Here is a 15,734-nt window from a genome sequence, read left to right as displayed (position 1 = left end):
GAGCCGCCAATAAGCCGGCCACCCGGTGAGACACCCCCGCGAGCCGCATTCCACTCCCCGGTGGCCCCGGGTCACAATGGTCCGCATGACCATCTCGACGCCGGACGCCGCATCCTCGACCGACCCCTCCTCCATGGGCCAGGCGGACTCCGGGGGTGAGTCCCGCGTCGGTTTCGACGAGGTGCTTGATCGTCTCTGGCTCTCAGAGCTCTCCCGCCAGGAACAGGGCCGTCGCTTCGAACGGCTGGCCAAGCGATTCCTCGAGGTGGAGCCGAAGTTCGCGGACCAGTTCTCGGACGTGTGGCTGTGGAATGAATGGCCCGGTCGGGAGAATAGGCCGGACAACGGCATCGACATCGTCGCGAAGGATCGCTACACCGGTGAACTCACCGGCGTCCAGGTGAAGTTCTTCGATCCGGAGAAGAAGCTGCAGAAGGGCAGCATTGACTCCTTCTTCACCGAGCTGGGAAAGGTGGACTTCGCCCACGGCATGGTGATCGACACGGCGCTCGAGTGGTCCTCGTCAGCGGAAGCAGCGCGGGCGGGCCAGTCCAAGGACGTCACCAGGGTGGGGATCCAGACGCTGGTGGACTCGACCGTGGACTGGTCCGAGTTCACCTTCGACCGCCCGGAGGAGCTGACCCAGCGCCCACGCAAGGAGCCCCGTCGGTACCAGCGGGAGGCGATCGACGACGTCGTGGCCGGGTTCGAGACCAAGGACCGTGGCCGCCTGATCATGGCCTGCGGCACGGGCAAGACGTTCACGTCGCTGAAGCTGGTGGAGCGGATGGTGCCGGTGGGCGGCACGGTGCTGTTCCTGGTGCCGTCGATCGCGTTGCTGCAGCAGACGCTGAATGAGTGGACGGCCAATGCGGCCGTACCGCTGCGCCCGTTCGCCGTGTGTTCAGACGCTTCTGTGGGGCGGCGCCGGGCCAGTGAGGACATCGCTGCCTCGGACCTGGGTTTCCCGGCCAGCACGGACCCGGCGAAGCTCGCGGCCCGCGCGGCCGTCTCCACCGGGGACGAGGCCGTGACGGTGGTCTTCTCCACGTACCAGTCCATCGACGTGGTCCGGCAGGCCCAGGACCTCGGCCTCGCTGAGTTCGACCTGGTCATCTGCGATGAAGCCCACCGCACCACGGGCGTCACCGAGCAGGGCCAGGACGGCTCGGCGTTCACGATGGTCCACGACGCCGCGAAGATCCGGGCGGCCAAGCGCCTGTACATGACGGCCACCCCGCGCATTTACGTGCAGGAGGCCAAGGCGAAGGCCGCGCAGGACCAGGTCACGGTCTACTCGATGGACGATGAGTCCATCTACGGCCCGGAGTTCCACCGGCTGGGGTTCGGCAAGGCGGTGGAGCAAGGCCACCTGACGGACTACAAGGTGCTGATCCTCGCGGTGGACACCAACGCGATCGGCGCCTCCTTCCAGCAGATGCTCGCGGACACCGAAGGCCTGGACCTGGACGACGCCGCGCGGATCGTGGGCTGTTGGAATGGGCTGGCCAAGCGCGGGGTGGACGGCGGCCGGCTGGACGAGGTGGATGCCGCGCCGATGCGCCGCGCGGTGGCGTTCGCCCGGAACATCAAAGAGTCGAAGCAGCTGGCCCTCCAGTTCGAACAGGTGAGCCGTCAGCTGGCCACCTCCACGGACCCCATGACCCCGGACCTGCGGGTGGAGGCCTCCCACGTGGACGGCACCTTCCCCGTGGCGCAGCGGGTGCGTGAGCTGGACTGGCTGAAGCAGCCGGCGGGGGAGAACACGGTGCGGGTGCTCTCCAACGCCAAGTGCCTCTCGGAGGGCGTGGACGTCCCCACCCTGGACGCCGTGCTGTTCCTCAGTCCGCGCAACTCGCAGGTGGACGTGGTGCAGTCGGTCGGCCGGGTGATGCGGCGGGCGGAGGGCAAGAAGACCGGCTACATCATCCTGCCCATCGCGGTGGACGCGTCCGCGGACCCGGAGTCCGCGCTGAATGATTCGAAGGCGTACAAGGTGGTGTGGGACGTGCTCCAGGCGCTGCGCGCCCACGATGACCGCTTCGAAGCGATGGTCAACCAGATCGCGCTGGGCCGGTCTGTGGAGGACCGGGTGCAGGTGATCGGCATCGGTTCGGGGGACACGGCGGAGGACGACGGCGCACCCGGCTCGGGCGAGGACAAGTCCATTCGGGGCACGCGTCAGGCGCTGTTCGCCATGCAGGACGCTCAGCAGTGGAAGGACGCCATCTACGCGCGTCTGGTGCGCAAGGTGGGGGACCGGCGGTACTGGGAGGACTGGGCCAAGGACGTCAAGGACATCGCGGACCGGCACATCACCCGTATCCGCGGCATCCTGAACGGCCCTGACCGTGAACCTCGCCGGAAGTTCGCACTGTTCCTCGAGGGCCTGCGCGGCAACCTCAACGACGCGATCACGGAGCAGGACGCGATCGAGATGCTCTCCCAGCACCTGATCACCAAGCCGGTGTTCGAGGCGCTGTTCGAGGACTACTCCTTCGCCGCGCACAACCCCGTGTCCCAGGTGATGGACGCCATGGCGCAGGTGCTGGACTCGTACAACCTGGAGACCGAGGTGGACTCCTTGGAGGACTTCTACCGGGGCGTGCGGGTGCGCGCCGAGGGCATCGAGACGGCCGAGGGCAAGCAGAAAATCATCACCGAGCTCTACGAGCGGTTCTTCAAGCTGGCCTTCCCGCGGACAGCGGAGTCCCTGGGGATCGTGTACACGCCGGTGCAGGTGGTGGACTTCATCCTCCGTGCGGTGGACGAGGCCCTGCGGGAGAACTTCGGTGTGGGCGTCACGGATGAGGGCGTGCACGTGCTGGATCCCTTCACCGGCACCGGCACGTTCATCGTGCGCCTGCTGCAGTCGGGGCTCATCCGGCCGGAGGACCTGTTGCGCAAGTACACGCAGGAGCTGCACGCGAACGAGCTGCTGCTCATGGCGTACTACATCGCCGCGATCAACATCGAGGCCACGCTGCACGGCCTGCTGGTGGAACAGGCGGAGCTGAACGGCGACGACGGTGCTTCCGTTGGTTACGAGCCCTTCGACGGCATCGTGCTGACGGACACCTTCCAGATGACGGAGGACGGCGACAAGCTCGACGAGGTAGTGTTCCGTTCCAACAACGCCCGCGTCCAGGCGCAGAATGACCTGGACATCCGGGTGATCATCGGCAACCCGCCGTACTCGGTGGGGCAGACGAACACCAACGACGACAACGCGAACCTGTCCTACCCGACCCTGGACGCCTCGATTCGTGACACGTACGCGAAACGGTCGCAAGCGGGGCTGCTGAAGTCCATCTACGACTCCTACATCCGCGCGATCCGCTGGGGCTCGAACCGCCTGCTGAACTCGGACCAGGGCGGCGTGCTCTGCTACGTCTCCAACGGTGGGTACATCGACGGCAACTCCGCCGACGGGCTGCGGAAGTCGCTGTACTCAGAATTCCACGAGATCTACGTGTACAATCTGCGCGGCAACCAGCGCACGGCGGGGGAGCAGAGCCGCAAGGAGGGCGGCAAGGTCTTCGACTCCGGCAGCCGCAACACCGTGGCGGTCCTGCTGCTCGTGAAGCGCCCGGGCGAGGTCGAGCAGTGCAGGCTCCACTACAAGGACATCGGCGACTACCTGACCCGGCAGGAGAAGCTCGAGCTCGTGGAGCAGGCCACGCTCTCCAGCTTGGACTGGACCGAGATCACCCCGAACGCCGAGGGCGACTGGGTCAACCAGCGCGACGACCGGTTCCACGAGTTTCAGCCGATCGGATCCAGCAATGATGGCAACGCAATCTTTGCAGTCGACGCTAGGGGACTCGTCACGGCTCGGGACGCTTGGATCTACAATTCTTCGGCTGCGACAGTCCGCTCGAATATGGCCAGTTTCGTCGTCGAGTACAACGCCAACCTCGGGGTTGCTGACGTACGAAGAGACTCAACGCGAATCAGCTGGTCGGCGAATCTGCTCAGACGAGCACGGCGTGAAGAGCGGATCGAGCCCGAAAGCGAGACGATTCGCCCGGTGGCGTACCGTCCGTTCAACAAGGTGCATGGATACATAGATCCCAAGTTGATCGAACGCCCTGGTAAATACACACAAATAATGCCATCGGCCTCCACTGAGAACACAGTCATCATGTTGACGGCACCGTCGTCGCACTATCCGGAATTCTCGGTGCTGATGACGGATGCTCTACCGGACCTGCACTTGCACGATTCCGGCCAGTTCTTCCCCCGCTACACCTACGTCGAGTCGGGCGGTGACCTGTTCTCCCAGGGTGACGGGCCGTCGTTGTCGGATGACCGGTACACGCGGGTGGACAACATCACGGATGCGACGCTGGCGTCCTACCGGGCGAAGTACGGGGCGGCGGTCACCAAGGACGACGTGTTCTTCTACGTCTACGGGCTGCTGCACTCGCCGGACTACCGGGAGCGGTTCGCGGCGGACCTGAAGAAGATGCTGCCGCGCATCCCGCAGGTGCCGTCCGTGGAGGACTTCCGGGCATTTTCGGATGCCGGCCGGGCACTGTCGGAGCTGCACATCGGGTATGAGACGGTCGAACCGTTTGCACTGCAGGAACAGTGGGCTGCGACCGCCGACGGCCTGGACGAGTACGAGCGATTCCGTGTGACCAAGATGAAGTACGGCGGCAAGTCCGGTGCCTGGGACAAGACCACCGTGAAGTACAACGGCTGGCTGACGCTCACAGGCATTCCGGAGGAGGCGCAGCGGTACATGCTGGGCTCACGGTCCGCGCTGGACTGGATCCTCGAGCGGTATCAGGTGAAGACGGACAAGGCGTCGGGCATCGAGAACAACCCCAACGACTGGTCCCGCGAACACGAGCAGCCCCGCTACATCCGCGACCTCATCGGCCGGATCGTGACGGTGAGCCTGGAGACCATGAAGATCGTGGACAGCCTGCCGAAATTGGAGGTGGAGTGACGGCTGCCAATGCGTCTCCGCGACCAAGCTGGGCCTTGAGGCAGACGGTTCGGAACCGAGACGTGGGTGCACCGGTAGTCGAGATATCCGAATCGAAAGTTCATCCGCATTCTCCGAACGCTGCCCGCCTCCACGCCGGTGACGGACACCTACGAGAAGCTCCATGGTCAAAAGCGCGGTGTCTGGCACCAGACTCAGCACGAGCACATGATCGGCTGGTTCAAAGGTCAGGCCACTCGAGGATCTGGGGCATACACCCCTACGACGCCCAATTTCGATGTCCGGCTGAAGTGCAACAGACTCCAGTGCTGGGAGATGTTTTTGTGGATTGGCGAGACGCTTGGGGCTGACCATCCACTGGTATCTGTAGCGGCTGCGGCCGAGACCGACCACCGACGCCGCTGTGGGATCATCCGACACCACCTGTCATGGGCCGCGGTAGTCGCGCCACTTGTCCTCGACCGGCTGAAGAGCCTCTGAAGTTTGAGTTTCAACTCCGCGCTGTGGGTCGTGACCTGCGGCAAACTGAGGACATGCACGTGAACGCCCAGCCCATGAAGGCCGCCGAGATTAACCTCGGGAAGCTCTTCACGAACGACTTCGATTTCGTCATCCCGGAGTATCAGCGCCCCTACGCATGGGGACAGGAGGAGGCCCTCCAGCTGCTGGCCGATTTCGAAGGAGCGCTCGAGCGTGACACGGAGGAACCGTACTTCCTCGGTTCGGTCGTGCTCGTGAAGGACGCAGCGTCGTCGCACTCGGAGGTCATCGACGGGCAGCAGCGGCTCACGACCCTCACCATCCTGTTGAGTGTGCTGCGCGACCTTGTGGATGATCCGGCTTTCCGCTCCGCGGTGCACGGGTTCGTGGAGGAGCCCGCCGTCGAGTGGGACGACCTTCCAGCCCGTCCTCGCTTGACGCTGCGTCCACGGGACCGGGAGTTCTTCAGAAAGCACGTCCAGAAGGACGGCGCCACCGCAGCGCTGGTGGACATCAGCGACAACCAGACCAGCACGGATTCCCAGCGTGGAATTCGGGACAATGCCAAGGTGTTGCGGGAAAAGCTGGTGGCATGGGGAGAGTCAAGGCTCAAAGAGCTGTTCAAGATGCTCGCCAAGCGCACCTTCGTGGTGACCGTGAGCACCCCGGACCTCAACAGTGCCTACCGGATCTTCTCCGTCATGAACGCCCGGGGACTGGCGCTGGCCCCCTCTGACATCTTCAAGTCGCAGGTGATCGGGGCCATCCCGGAGCAGTCCCGTCAGCATTACGCGGACCTCTGGTAAAGCCTCGAAGAGAATCTGGGGCGTGACGAGTTTGCGAACCTGTTCTTGTACATTCGCATGGTGGTCTCGCGCAAACGAGCTGTGAAATCCCTGCTCCAGGAATTTCCTGAACAAGTCTTGGATCCCTACCTGCGAGCCAATGACGGCATCGCGTTCATCAGGGATGTGCTCGAACCCTATGCGAAAGCAGACATGCGCCTGGTCGCCCAGGATTTTTCGGGCGGTGCCGAGTGGGAAAAGGTCAACGCGTGGTTGAAACGGCTCGTTGAACTCGACAACGACGACTGGCGGCCTCTGGCGCTGTGGGCGCTTCGAGCCCACCCGGATGACCCAGCCTTCCTCTCGGACTACTTGGAGAAGCTCGAGCGCCTCGCGGCCAGCATGCTTCTGCGGCGTGAATACCGCACGCCGAGGATGCAGCGCTACCACGTCCTCCTCGACCAGCTTGCCGAGGGGCGGGGCCTCGACGCGGCGGCCTTCGCGCTCAGTGATGCGGAGAAGGCGGCGACCCTCGAACAGCTCACCGGGGACATCTACTTGACGCGACCGGTGCGGCGCTATGTGCTGTTGCGCCTGGACTCGATGCTTGCGGACAACCCAGGCGCATCGTATGACCATTCCGTCATCACTGTGGAACACGTGCTGCCTCAGAGTCCCGCTGTCGACAGTCAATGGCGCCAGGACTTCACTGATGAGGAAGCCGAGCGCTGGGTGCACCGCCTCGGTAACCTCCTCCTGCTCAATCGGAGGAAGAACAGCCAAGCTCAGAACTACGACTTCGACAAGAAGAAGAGCGTGTACTTCACCTCGACAAAAGGGGTGGCAATGTTTGCACTCACCACGCAGGTTATCAATACCGATTCTTGGACCCCGGCCATAGTGGGCGAACGGCATGAGCGGCTTGTCGGCCTTCTAGCTGACGCGTGGGGACTACGGTAAGCGTGGCCGACCACACCCTCGCCTCCATGGCCCCAGCGGCGCCCAAGGCCTAGACTGTCCCGAACCCGCGCCCCGATGACCGTGCTCTCGAGAGCCCCCGGAATCCGCGGATTCTCAACGAATTCTTCTGAAGGATGTGCCCTGCCGTGACCGAGACCCAGCAGTCCCACCTCGTCGAGGCGATCAACTGGAACCGCATTCAGGACGAGAAGGACGTGGAGGTGTGGAACCGCCTCGTCAACAACTTCTGGCTGCCGGAGAAGGTGCCGCTGTCCAACGACGTCCAGTCCTGGTCCCATCTCACGGATGAGGAGCGACTGCTCTCCATGCGCGTGTTCACGGGCCTGACGCTGCTGGACACGATCCAGGGCACCGTGGGCGCCGTCTCCCTCATCCCGGACGCCATGACCCCGCACGAGGAGGCCGTCCTCACGAACATCGCGTTCATGGAGTCGGTGCACGCGAAGTCGTACTCCTCGATCTTCTCCACGCTGGCCTCCACCCCGGAGATCGACGAGGCGTTCCGCTGGTCCCGTGAGAACCGGAACCTGCAGGCCAAGGCCCGCCTGATCGTGGAGCGCTATGACGGCCAGGACCCGTACAAGAAGAAGATCGCCTCCACCCTGCTCGAGTCCTTCCTCTTCTACTCGGGCTTCTACTGGCCCATGTACCTCTCCGCGCACGCCCGCCTCACCAACACCGCCGACCTGATCCGCCTGATCATCCGGGACGAGGCCGTGCACGGGTACTACATCGGCTACAAGTACCAGCGGAGCATCGAGACCCTGCCGGAGGAGAAGCGGGAGGAGCTCAAGGCGTTCACCTTCGAGCTGCTGTTCGAGCTGTACGAGAACGAGGTCGAGTACACCCATGACCTCTACGACGCCGTCGGCCTGGCCGAGGACGTGAAGAAGTTCCTGCACTACAACGCGAACAAGGCGCTGATGAACCTGGGCTACGAGCCCATGTTCCCGGCCGAGACCACGAACGTGAACCCCGCCATCCTCTCCGCGCTCTCCCCGAACTCGGACGAGAACCACGACTTCTTCTCCGGCTCCGGCTCCTCCTACGTGATCGGCAAGGCCGAGAACACCGAGGACGAGGACTGGGACTTCTGATCCCGTCCGCCTGAGCCCCGTCCCGACGACGGCCGGTCGCCTCCCCGCGGAGGCGCCCGGCCGTCGTCGTCTCGCGGGGGCATCACACGTCGACACCCGGGCCCGCAGTATGACGCTGCGCGTCACCGCCCTGCCCGATGGAGCGCACACGCTGCGATACGCTTGGGCCCAGCTTCAGGAGAAGCGGCTGTGGACCCCGCCTCGGCGGGTCCACGTGGTCCCACGACGAGCCGCTCGCCAACCCCATGTTCACGGGTGGCAACGGACCGAGAAGCGGCCTGCCTCCGCTGCGTGCAGACCCCTCGAGGGGAGCCCGCGGTGACTGGGGGACGGGCAAGAGCAGCGTTCGAAAGGATCCCGGCCTCCGGCTCGGGGCGTCTCTCGCCCCCCGCCCGCCGTGCTGTGCCCCGCGGGGAATCACCCACCGCACGGCCCACCCCGCACCGTTCCGCACCCGCCGTGCCCACCCGCGCCGGCGACGTCGCACCGTCCTCCAAGGAGAACCCCATGACAACCCCCTCGAACATCTCCCGCCGCTCCTTCGCCGGCCTGTCCCTGGCCGCCGTCGGCGCGTTCGCCCTGACCGCCTGCAACTCGCAGGCCGAGGAGAAGAGCGACGACGGCGCCCAGACCGTGCGCATCGGCGTCGTGTCCGAGAACGAGTCGCACCGCGCCCTGGTGAAGCTCGCGAAGGAGAAGCACGGCATCGACGTCGAGATCCGCAACTTCACCGAGTACACGCAGCCGAACCCGGCGCTGGACAACGGCGACATCGACATGAACTGGTTCCAGCACATCGCCTACTTGGCCGACTACAACCAGGCCTCCGGCAAGGACCTGACGATGATCGGGACCACCGAGATCATCCCGCTGCCCCTGTACTCCAAGAAGTACACGGACGTCTCCGAGTTCAAGAAGGGCGACACCGTCGCCATCCCGAACGACACCGTGAATCAGGCCCGTGCCATCAATGTGCTCGTCGCCGCCGGCCTGTTGAAGCTGTCCAATGAGACCATCCGCCCGGAGGTCCGCGACATCGACGAGGCCGCCTCCACCGTGACGGTGCAGCCCGTGGCCGCGCAGCAGACCGTGAACGCGCTCGAGTCCGTGCAGGGCGCGGTCATCAACAACACCTTCTCGGCGGACGCCGGCATCGACACGAACACCGCCCTGTTCAAGGACGACCCCGAGGACGACTCCGCCAAGCCGTACGTCAACGGCTTCGCCGTGCGTCGCGAGGACCGCGACAACGAGACCTACAAGAAGATCGCGGCCCTGTACCACGAGCAGCCCGTGCTGGATGAGTCCGCGAAGCTCTCCTCCGGCACGAGCGTGCCGGTGCAGCTCGACACCGCCCAGATCGACGAGACCCTGAAGCAGTACCAGGACGCGATCGCGAAGCAGGGCGCCTGATCCATGGCAGGTTCCCATACGTCCGACCGTGACGCGGTCACCCCGGGGCGCCCCTCCGCGGGCGCCCCGGGGGAGCCGGTCATCGTCTTCGACCACGTCAGCCGCGTCTACGCCACCAAGAAGGGTGCCGGTGTGAAGGCCGTGGACGACGTCTCGCTCGCCGTGAACCGCGGCGAGGTCTTCGGCGTCATCGGCTTCTCCGGCGCCGGCAAGTCCACCCTGATCCGCATGATCAACGGGCTGGAGAAGCCGACGTCGGGCACCGTCACGGTGCTGGGCCAGCAGGTCTCCCATCTCTCCGAAGCGAAGCTGCGTCCGCTGCGCACCCGCATCGGCATGGTGTTCCAGCAGTTCAACCTGCTGACCTCCCGCACGGTGGCCGGGAACATCGAGTTCGCTCTGGACACGGCCGGCTGGCCGCGGTCCAAACGCCGCGCTCGCGTGGCGGAGCTGCTCGAGTTCGTCGGCCTGGCGGACAAGGCCAAGCACTACCCGGAGCAGCTCTCGGGCGGCCAGAAGCAGCGCGTCGGCATCGCCCGCGCCCTGGCCGCCGAGCCGGAGATCCTGCTCGCAGACGAGGCCACCAGCGCCCTGGATCCCTCGACGACGCACGAGGTGCTCTCCGTGCTGCGCCGCGTCAACGAGGAGCTCGGGGTCACGATCGTGGCCATCACCCACGAGATGGAGGTCATCCGCTCGATCGCCGACCGCGTCGCCGTGATGGACAGCGGCCGCGTGGTGGAGTCCGGCAAGGTCTACAACCTCTTCTCTCGGCCCGCCCACTCCGCCGACGCCGCGTCCTTCGTGGCCACGGCGCTCAAGGACCGGCCGAATGCCGAGGAGGTGGCCCGCATCCGGGCGCGCACCGAGGGTCGGCTGATCATGGTCTCGCTCAAGGACTCCGCCGCGGTCTCGGCGGTGCTCGGCACCGCATCGACGCGCGGCGTGGGCTTCGAGATCGTCCACGGCGGCATGTCCGCCACCAAGGACTCCGCGTACGGCCTGCTCACCGTGGCGCTCACGGGCGAGGCCGCCGCGGTGGACGCGTTTGTCGCGGACCTGGCCGGCGCCGGAGACGTGCAGGAGGTGCACCAGTGATCGACCGATTCCAGAACCTCGACTGGGGGTACTACGGCCCCGAGCTGATGACCGCCGTGGGGGACACCCTCTACATGGTCGGCTGGTCCTTCATCCTCGGCGGCATCCTCGGCCTGCTGGTCGGGCTCGTCCTCTACACCACGCGTCCGGGTGGCATCTTCGCCAACCGTGCCGTCTACGTCGTCACGAACTTCATCGTGAACCTCATCCGGCCCATCCCGTTCGTCATCCTCATCGCTGCCCTGCAGCCGCTGACCATCGCGACGCTCGGCACCGGCATCGGCAACACCGCCGTGGTGTTCTGCATGATCTGGGCGTCCACGTTCGGCATCGCCCGCATCGTGGAGCAGAACCTCGTCTCGCTGGACCCCGGCGTCATCGAGGCCGCCCGTGCGATGGGGGCCTCCCGCATGCGGATCGTGCGCACCGTGGTGCTGCCCGAGGCCCTCGGCCCGCTGATCCTCGGCTTCACGTTCGTGATCATCTCGCTCGTGGACATGTCCGCCATGGCGGGCATCATCGGCGGCGGCGGCGTCGGCAACTTCGCCATCGTGGAGGGCTACAACCGGTTCCGTCCGGAGGTCACCTGGCTGGCCGTCGTCGTGGTGATCGTGTTCGTCCAGGCGCTGCAGCTGATCGGCAACGGCATCGCCCGCAAGGTCATGCGCCGCTGAACCCCGGCTGGGCCCACGCCGTGACGGCCGGTGACATCCCCGCGGGGACGTCACCGGCCGTCGTCGTCGTTCTGGCAGACTTCGGCCCATGACCGACATCACCTCCACCCCCGCGACCTCCGTCGCCGACGATCCCCTGGCCTTCTACGTCCGTCTCGGCGAGCCCACCGTGGACGCCGACGGCGTCCGCACCTCCCGCGTGCGCTCCACCGTGCACGCCCAGGGCGCGTGGCGGGAGGAGGAGATGCACATGGCCGCCGTCTCGGGCCTGCTGCTGCACGAGGTGGCCGCGCACGAGACCACCCCCGGGCTGCGGGTGGGACGGCTCTCCTACGACATCCTGGGCACGCTCTGGTCGGGCGAGCTCGAGGTGGTCACGCGCACCCTGCGTCCGGGCCGGACCATCGAGCTCGTCGAGTCCGTGCTCCACGCCCGGGGCCGCACCGTGCTGACCCTGCGGGCCTGGCTGCTGTCCACCTCGGACACCTCCGCCGTCGCCCAGCTGCCGGACGAGCCCCTCCCGCCGCGCTCGCAGGCGCAGTCGCACAACGCGCTCCACGGATGGGGAGGCGGGTACATCGCCTCCCTCGACGGCGTCGTCCTGCCCGGCCATAGGCCGGGCCACGGCCGGGTGTGGCTCACCACGGACCGCGAGATGGTGGCGGGGGAGAGCACGAGCGACCTGGTGCGCCTGATCAGCCTCACCGATGCGGCCAACGGGATCGCCCCGGCCCTGCCGGCGAAGCCGGGCGGGTGGTTCTTCCCCAACGTGGACCTGCAGATCCACCTGTACCGCGAGCCCACCGGCCACTGGCTCGGCCTCGCGGGGCAGGTCACGGTGGGCCCGGACGGCGTGGGCCTGACCAGCACCGTCCTCCACGACGACGACGGCCCCTTCGCCCACGTCGAGCAGACCCTCACCCTGCGCTCCTGGCCGGTCGAGGGCGGCCTGTGAGCGTAGCCCCCCGCCTGCGCTGGGCCGTGCAGGAGCGGACCCTCGGGGCCGCTGACGACCTCGACTGGGCCATGGACGAGCTGGCCGTCTTCCGCGCCGCCGCGGCCGAGGGAAGGGCCCTCGACGACCTGATCCGCGTCTACGTGCCCGAACCGACGGTCGCGTTCGGCCAGCGCGACGCGCGGCTGCCCGGCTTCGCGGCCGCGGCCGCAGCGACCCGGACCCACGGCTTCGAGCCGGCGGTGCGCCGGGCCGGCGGACGGGCGGCGGCCTACCACCACGGCTGCCTGGTAGTGGACCACCTGAGCCAGCAGGAGGACGCGGCACTCACGCAGCAGGCCCGGTTCGCCGAGTTCGCCGACCTGTTCGTGCGGGCGTTCGCGCGCATGGACGTGCCCGCCTCCGTGGGCGAGATCCCGGGGGAGTACTGCCCGGGCGAGTTCTCCGTGCAGGGTCCTGCGCCGACGTACCCGGTGAAGCTGGCCGGCTCCGCGCAGCGCGTGGTGAAGGGGGCGTTCCTGTTCTCCACCCACGTGGTGGTGTCCGACCCCGCTCCGCTGCGGGCCGTGCTCGTCGACGTCTACCGGGAGCTCGGCCTGGACATGGACCCCCGCACGGCGGGCGCGGCCGAGGACGTGCGCCCCGGGGTGAGCGTCCCCGCGTTCGCCGCGGCCCTGCGGGAGGAGTACACGGCGTGGGCCGCCGCCGCCGGGCTCGAGGTGGTAGACGAGCAGCTCGCCGTCCTCGCTGCGGGCACCTCCGGCTGAGGGCACGGGCGGCCAGACTGCGGGCGGGCCGTCAGGCCGTGAGATCCGCGATTATCTCCCGCTTGCGCCGCGGGGTGAAGCCGGCCGCCACGGCCGCCGCCCGGCGCGCCGCGTCCGTCCGGTACAGGGACCAGCCCCGCTGCACGAGGAACGGCACCGGCTTGCGGCGTTCGGCGACGTCGCGCACGAACCGGCGGGCCGCCGTCGTGGTCCGCGCCTGGTCGATGTACCAGGCCGCGTAGCGGACCCTGGCCCGGTCCAGGGCGGCGGGCATGCGCTCAGCGAAGATGCCCTCCGCCACGATCACCCCGCCCGGCTCGAGCGCGACGGTGCTGTGCCCGCGGACGGAGGACGTGGAGATGTCGTAGTCGGGCACGCGCGTGGCGCCCTCCTCGAGCAGTTCGACGACGGCGTCCACGGCCGCCTGCTCATCCCACGTTCCGGGGTGGTCCCAGTCGATCTCACCGTAGGGGGTGCGCGGGAACACGGGGCCGGGCCCGCCCGCGGCGCCGTCGTCGGACTGCGGACGGTAGAACGCATCGAGCGAGAGGTGGGGCCGGCCGTGCCGCCGGGCCAGGTAGGACTTGCCGGAGCCCGACGCGCCGCCGAGCAGGATCACGGAGGGAGGGGGCGAGGCGGGGAGGATGGTCACGGGGGACCATTCTTCCCCACCTCGGCGCGTCCTCAGTGGCCGCGGTCGATCCACTCCTGCAGGTGCGGCTTCTCCGTGCCGATTGTGGTGGAGTCGCCGTGGCCGGTGTGGACCACGGTGGCCTCCGGCAGCGAGAGCAGGCGCTCGCGGATGGACTCGATGATCGTGTCGAAGTCCGAGTACGAGCGGCCGGTGGCGCCGGGCCCGCCCTGGAACAGGGTGTCGCCGGAGAACACGACGCCGGTCGGGGCGCCGTCGTCGCCGGCCTCGCCCAGGGCGGGGGCGTACAGGCAGACCGAGCCGGGGGAGTGGCCGGGGGTGTGCAGCACCCGAAGCTCGACGCCGGCCACGCGCAGGACGTCGCCCTCGGCGAGCGCGCCGTCGGGCTCCTCGTCGGGGAAGACGTCGTCCCAGAGCATGCGGTCGGCGGGGTGGAGCAGCACGGGGGCGTCCACCATCTGGCGGAACTCCTGGACCTGGCGGATGTGGTCGTCGTGGCCGTGGGTGAGGACGATGGCCAGCACCTGGCGGCCGTTCACCTTCTTCCAGACGGCCGAGGCATCATGGGCCGGGTCGATGACGACGCACTGCTCCGCGCCGCCGACGATCCACACGTTGTTGTCCACGTCGAACGTCTCCCCGTCCAGGGAGAACGTGCCGGAGGTGACCAGGTGATCGATGCGCGCCATCAGAGCACCACCACCGAGCGCAGGACGTCGCCGGACTTCATCGTCTCGAAGGCCTCGTTCACCTCATCGAGGGCGATGGTCTCCGTGACGAACTCGTCCAGCGGCAGGCGGCCCAGGCGGTACTGGTCCACGAGCATCGGGAAGTCGCGCTCCGGCAGGCAGTCGCCGTACCACGAGGACTTCAGCGCGCCGCCGCGGCCGAACACCTCCGGCAGGGGCAGCTTCAGCTCCATGCCGGGGGTGGGCACGCCCACCAGGACGACGCGGCCGGCCAGGTCCCGGGCGTAGAACGCCTGCTCGTAGGTCTCCGGGCGGCCGACGGCCTCGATGACCACGTCGGCACCGAAGCCGCCGGTCGCCGCGCGGATGGCCTCCACGGGGTCCTCGTCCTTCGAGTTCACGGTGTGGGTGGCGCCGAGCTCCTTGGCCTTGGCGAGCTTCTTGGCGTCGATGTCCACCGCGATGATCGTGGTGGCGCCGGCGAGCTTCGCCCCGGCGATCGAGGCCACGCCGACGCCGCCGCAGCCGATCACGGCCACGGACTCGCCGCGCTTGACCTCGCCGGTGTTGATGGCCGCGCCGATGCCGGCCATGATCCCGCAGCCGAGCAGGCCGACCGCGGCCTGTTCCTCGGGCGTGTCGACGCCGTCGACCTGGGTGCACTGCTTGGCGTGGACGAGCGTCTTGTCCGCGAACGCCCCGATGCCCAGGGCCGAGGACAGCTCCGTGCCGTCCTCGAGGGTCATCTTCTGGGTCGCGTTGTGGGTGTTGAAGCAGTACTTCGGCTCGCCCTTCCGGCACGCGCGGCACTCGCCGCACACGGCGCGCCAGTTGAGGATCACGGTGTCGCCGACCTGGACGTGGTCGACGCCCTCGCCGATCGCGGAGACCACACCCGTGGCCTCGTGGCCGAGCAGGTACGGGTACTCGTCCCCGATCCCGCCCTGCTGGTAGTGCAGATCCGTGTGGCAGACGCCGCAGGTCTTGATGTCGACGACGGCCTCGCCGGGTCCCGGATCGGGGATGACGATGGTCTCGATGGTGACGGGGGCGTCCTTCGCCATGGCGACGACGCCGCGGACCTTCTGGGACACGCTGTTCCTCCTGGTGGTGGGGATCTGCCCGATGCCGCGCATGCGTCGGGCGGCGCGGCGTGCGGGCTCGTTCTGCCCATCCCATCACAGGA

12 protein-coding genes are annotated in these 15,734 nt (G+C 67.5%); 9 read left to right on the top strand and 3 right to left on the bottom strand.

The window, feature by feature from the left end; translation table 11 throughout:
- The first annotated feature begins 85 nt into the window (after positions 1-85).
- The 9 genes from SOY78_RS07405 to SOY78_RS07365 all read left to right on the top strand — a co-directional run bounded on the left by SOY78_RS07405 (position 86) and on the right by SOY78_RS07365 (position 13,207).
- On the top strand, positions 86-4,957 hold the full coding sequence (locus SOY78_RS07405; RefSeq protein ID WP_324701370.1) for a DEAD/DEAH box helicase: 4,872 nt from the start codon (positions 86-88) through the stop codon (positions 4,955-4,957).
- 533 nt (positions 4,958-5,490) lie between these two features.
- Positions 5,491-6,243, top strand: coding sequence for a DUF262 domain-containing protein (locus tag SOY78_RS07400; RefSeq protein WP_324701369.1), 753 nt, complete (start codon positions 5,491-5,493; stop codon positions 6,241-6,243).
- Positions 6,244-6,324: 81 nt separating this feature from the next.
- Positions 6,325-7,182, top strand: coding sequence for an HNH endonuclease family protein (locus tag SOY78_RS07395; protein WP_324701368.1), 858 nt, complete (start codon positions 6,325-6,327; stop codon positions 7,180-7,182).
- 134 nt (positions 7,183-7,316) lie between these two features.
- Entirely contained in the window at positions 7,317-8,300 is a 984-nt protein-coding gene (gene nrdF, locus SOY78_RS07390) for a class 1b ribonucleoside-diphosphate reductase subunit beta (RefSeq protein WP_205812506.1), read from the top strand.
- 507 nt (positions 8,301-8,807) lie between these two features.
- Entirely contained in the window at positions 8,808-9,713 is a 906-nt protein-coding gene (locus tag SOY78_RS07385) for a MetQ/NlpA family ABC transporter substrate-binding protein (RefSeq protein WP_073115374.1), read from the top strand.
- A gap of 3 nt (positions 9,714-9,716) precedes the next feature.
- On the top strand, positions 9,717-10,811 hold the full coding sequence (locus SOY78_RS07380) for a methionine ABC transporter ATP-binding protein (protein ID WP_324701367.1): 1,095 nt from the start codon (positions 9,717-9,719) through the stop codon (positions 10,809-10,811).
- Complete coding sequence (locus SOY78_RS07375) at positions 10,808-11,485, top strand: methionine ABC transporter permease (RefSeq protein ID WP_324701366.1); 678 nt, start codon at positions 10,808-10,810, stop codon at positions 11,483-11,485. Before SOY78_RS07380 ends, SOY78_RS07375 begins: the two co-directional genes overlap by 4 nt.
- Before the next feature lie 88 nt (positions 11,486-11,573).
- Positions 11,574-12,440, top strand: coding sequence for a thioesterase family protein (locus tag SOY78_RS07370; RefSeq protein ID WP_324701365.1), 867 nt, complete (start codon positions 11,574-11,576; stop codon positions 12,438-12,440).
- Entirely contained in the window at positions 12,437-13,207 is a 771-nt protein-coding gene (locus SOY78_RS07365) for a lipoate--protein ligase family protein (protein WP_324701364.1), read from the top strand. Before SOY78_RS07370 ends, SOY78_RS07365 begins: the two co-directional genes overlap by 4 nt.
- 31 nt (positions 13,208-13,238) lie before the next feature.
- Here SOY78_RS07365 and SOY78_RS07360 read toward each other — a convergent pair whose 3' ends face one another.
- From SOY78_RS07360 to SOY78_RS07350, 3 genes are read right to left on the bottom strand one after another with little or no spacing between them, the layout of a single operon-like run.
- Positions 13,239-13,859 (bottom strand): uridine kinase family protein, encoded by a 621-nt coding sequence (locus SOY78_RS07360; protein ID WP_020628074.1) that lies wholly within the window; start codon positions 13,857-13,859, stop codon positions 13,239-13,241.
- Positions 13,860-13,891: 32 nt separating this feature from the next.
- On the bottom strand, positions 13,892-14,548 hold the full coding sequence (locus SOY78_RS07355; protein ID WP_115261184.1) for an MBL fold metallo-hydrolase: 657 nt from the start codon (positions 14,546-14,548) through the stop codon (positions 13,892-13,894).
- Complete coding sequence (locus tag SOY78_RS07350; RefSeq protein WP_282963509.1) at positions 14,548-15,642, bottom strand: S-(hydroxymethyl)mycothiol dehydrogenase; 1,095 nt, start codon at positions 15,640-15,642, stop codon at positions 14,548-14,550. The genes SOY78_RS07355 and SOY78_RS07350 overlap by 1 nt, the downstream gene beginning before the upstream one ends.
- Between the last annotated feature and the right edge of the window lie 92 nt (positions 15,643-15,734).

Origin of the sequence: Micrococcus sp. HOU01, from assembly GCF_035609305.1 — a bacterium.
In the GTDB taxonomy this organism is placed as follows: Bacteria; Actinomycetota; Actinomycetes; order Actinomycetales; family Micrococcaceae; genus Micrococcus; species Micrococcus luteus.
Note: the sequence above shows the minus strand (reverse complement) of the source record. Positions and strands in the feature narration are given on the sequence as shown.

What these genes read in the sequence shown, in the direction of transcription:
- SOY78_RS07405 (WP_324701370.1), top strand. Translation starts at nt 86, where the DNA reads ATGACCATCTCGACGCCGGACGCCGCATCCTCGACCGACCCCTCCTCC.
- SOY78_RS07400 (WP_324701369.1), top strand. Translation starts at nt 5,491, where the DNA reads ATGCACGTGAACGCCCAGCCCATGAAGGCCGCCGAGATTAACCTCGGG.
- nrdF (WP_205812506.1), top strand. Translation starts at nt 7,317, where the DNA reads ATGTGCCCTGCCGTGACCGAGACCCAGCAGTCCCACCTCGTCGAGGCG.
- SOY78_RS07385 (WP_073115374.1), top strand. Translation starts at nt 8,808, where the DNA reads ATGACAACCCCCTCGAACATCTCCCGCCGCTCCTTCGCCGGCCTGTCC.
- SOY78_RS07380 (WP_324701367.1), top strand. Translation starts at nt 9,717, where the DNA reads ATGGCAGGTTCCCATACGTCCGACCGTGACGCGGTCACCCCGGGGCGC.
- SOY78_RS07370 (WP_324701365.1), top strand. Translation starts at nt 11,574, where the DNA reads ATGACCGACATCACCTCCACCCCCGCGACCTCCGTCGCCGACGATCCC.
- SOY78_RS07355 (WP_115261184.1), bottom strand. Translation starts at nt 14,548, where the DNA reads ATGGCGCGCATCGATCACCTGGTCACCTCCGGCACGTTCTCCCTGGAC.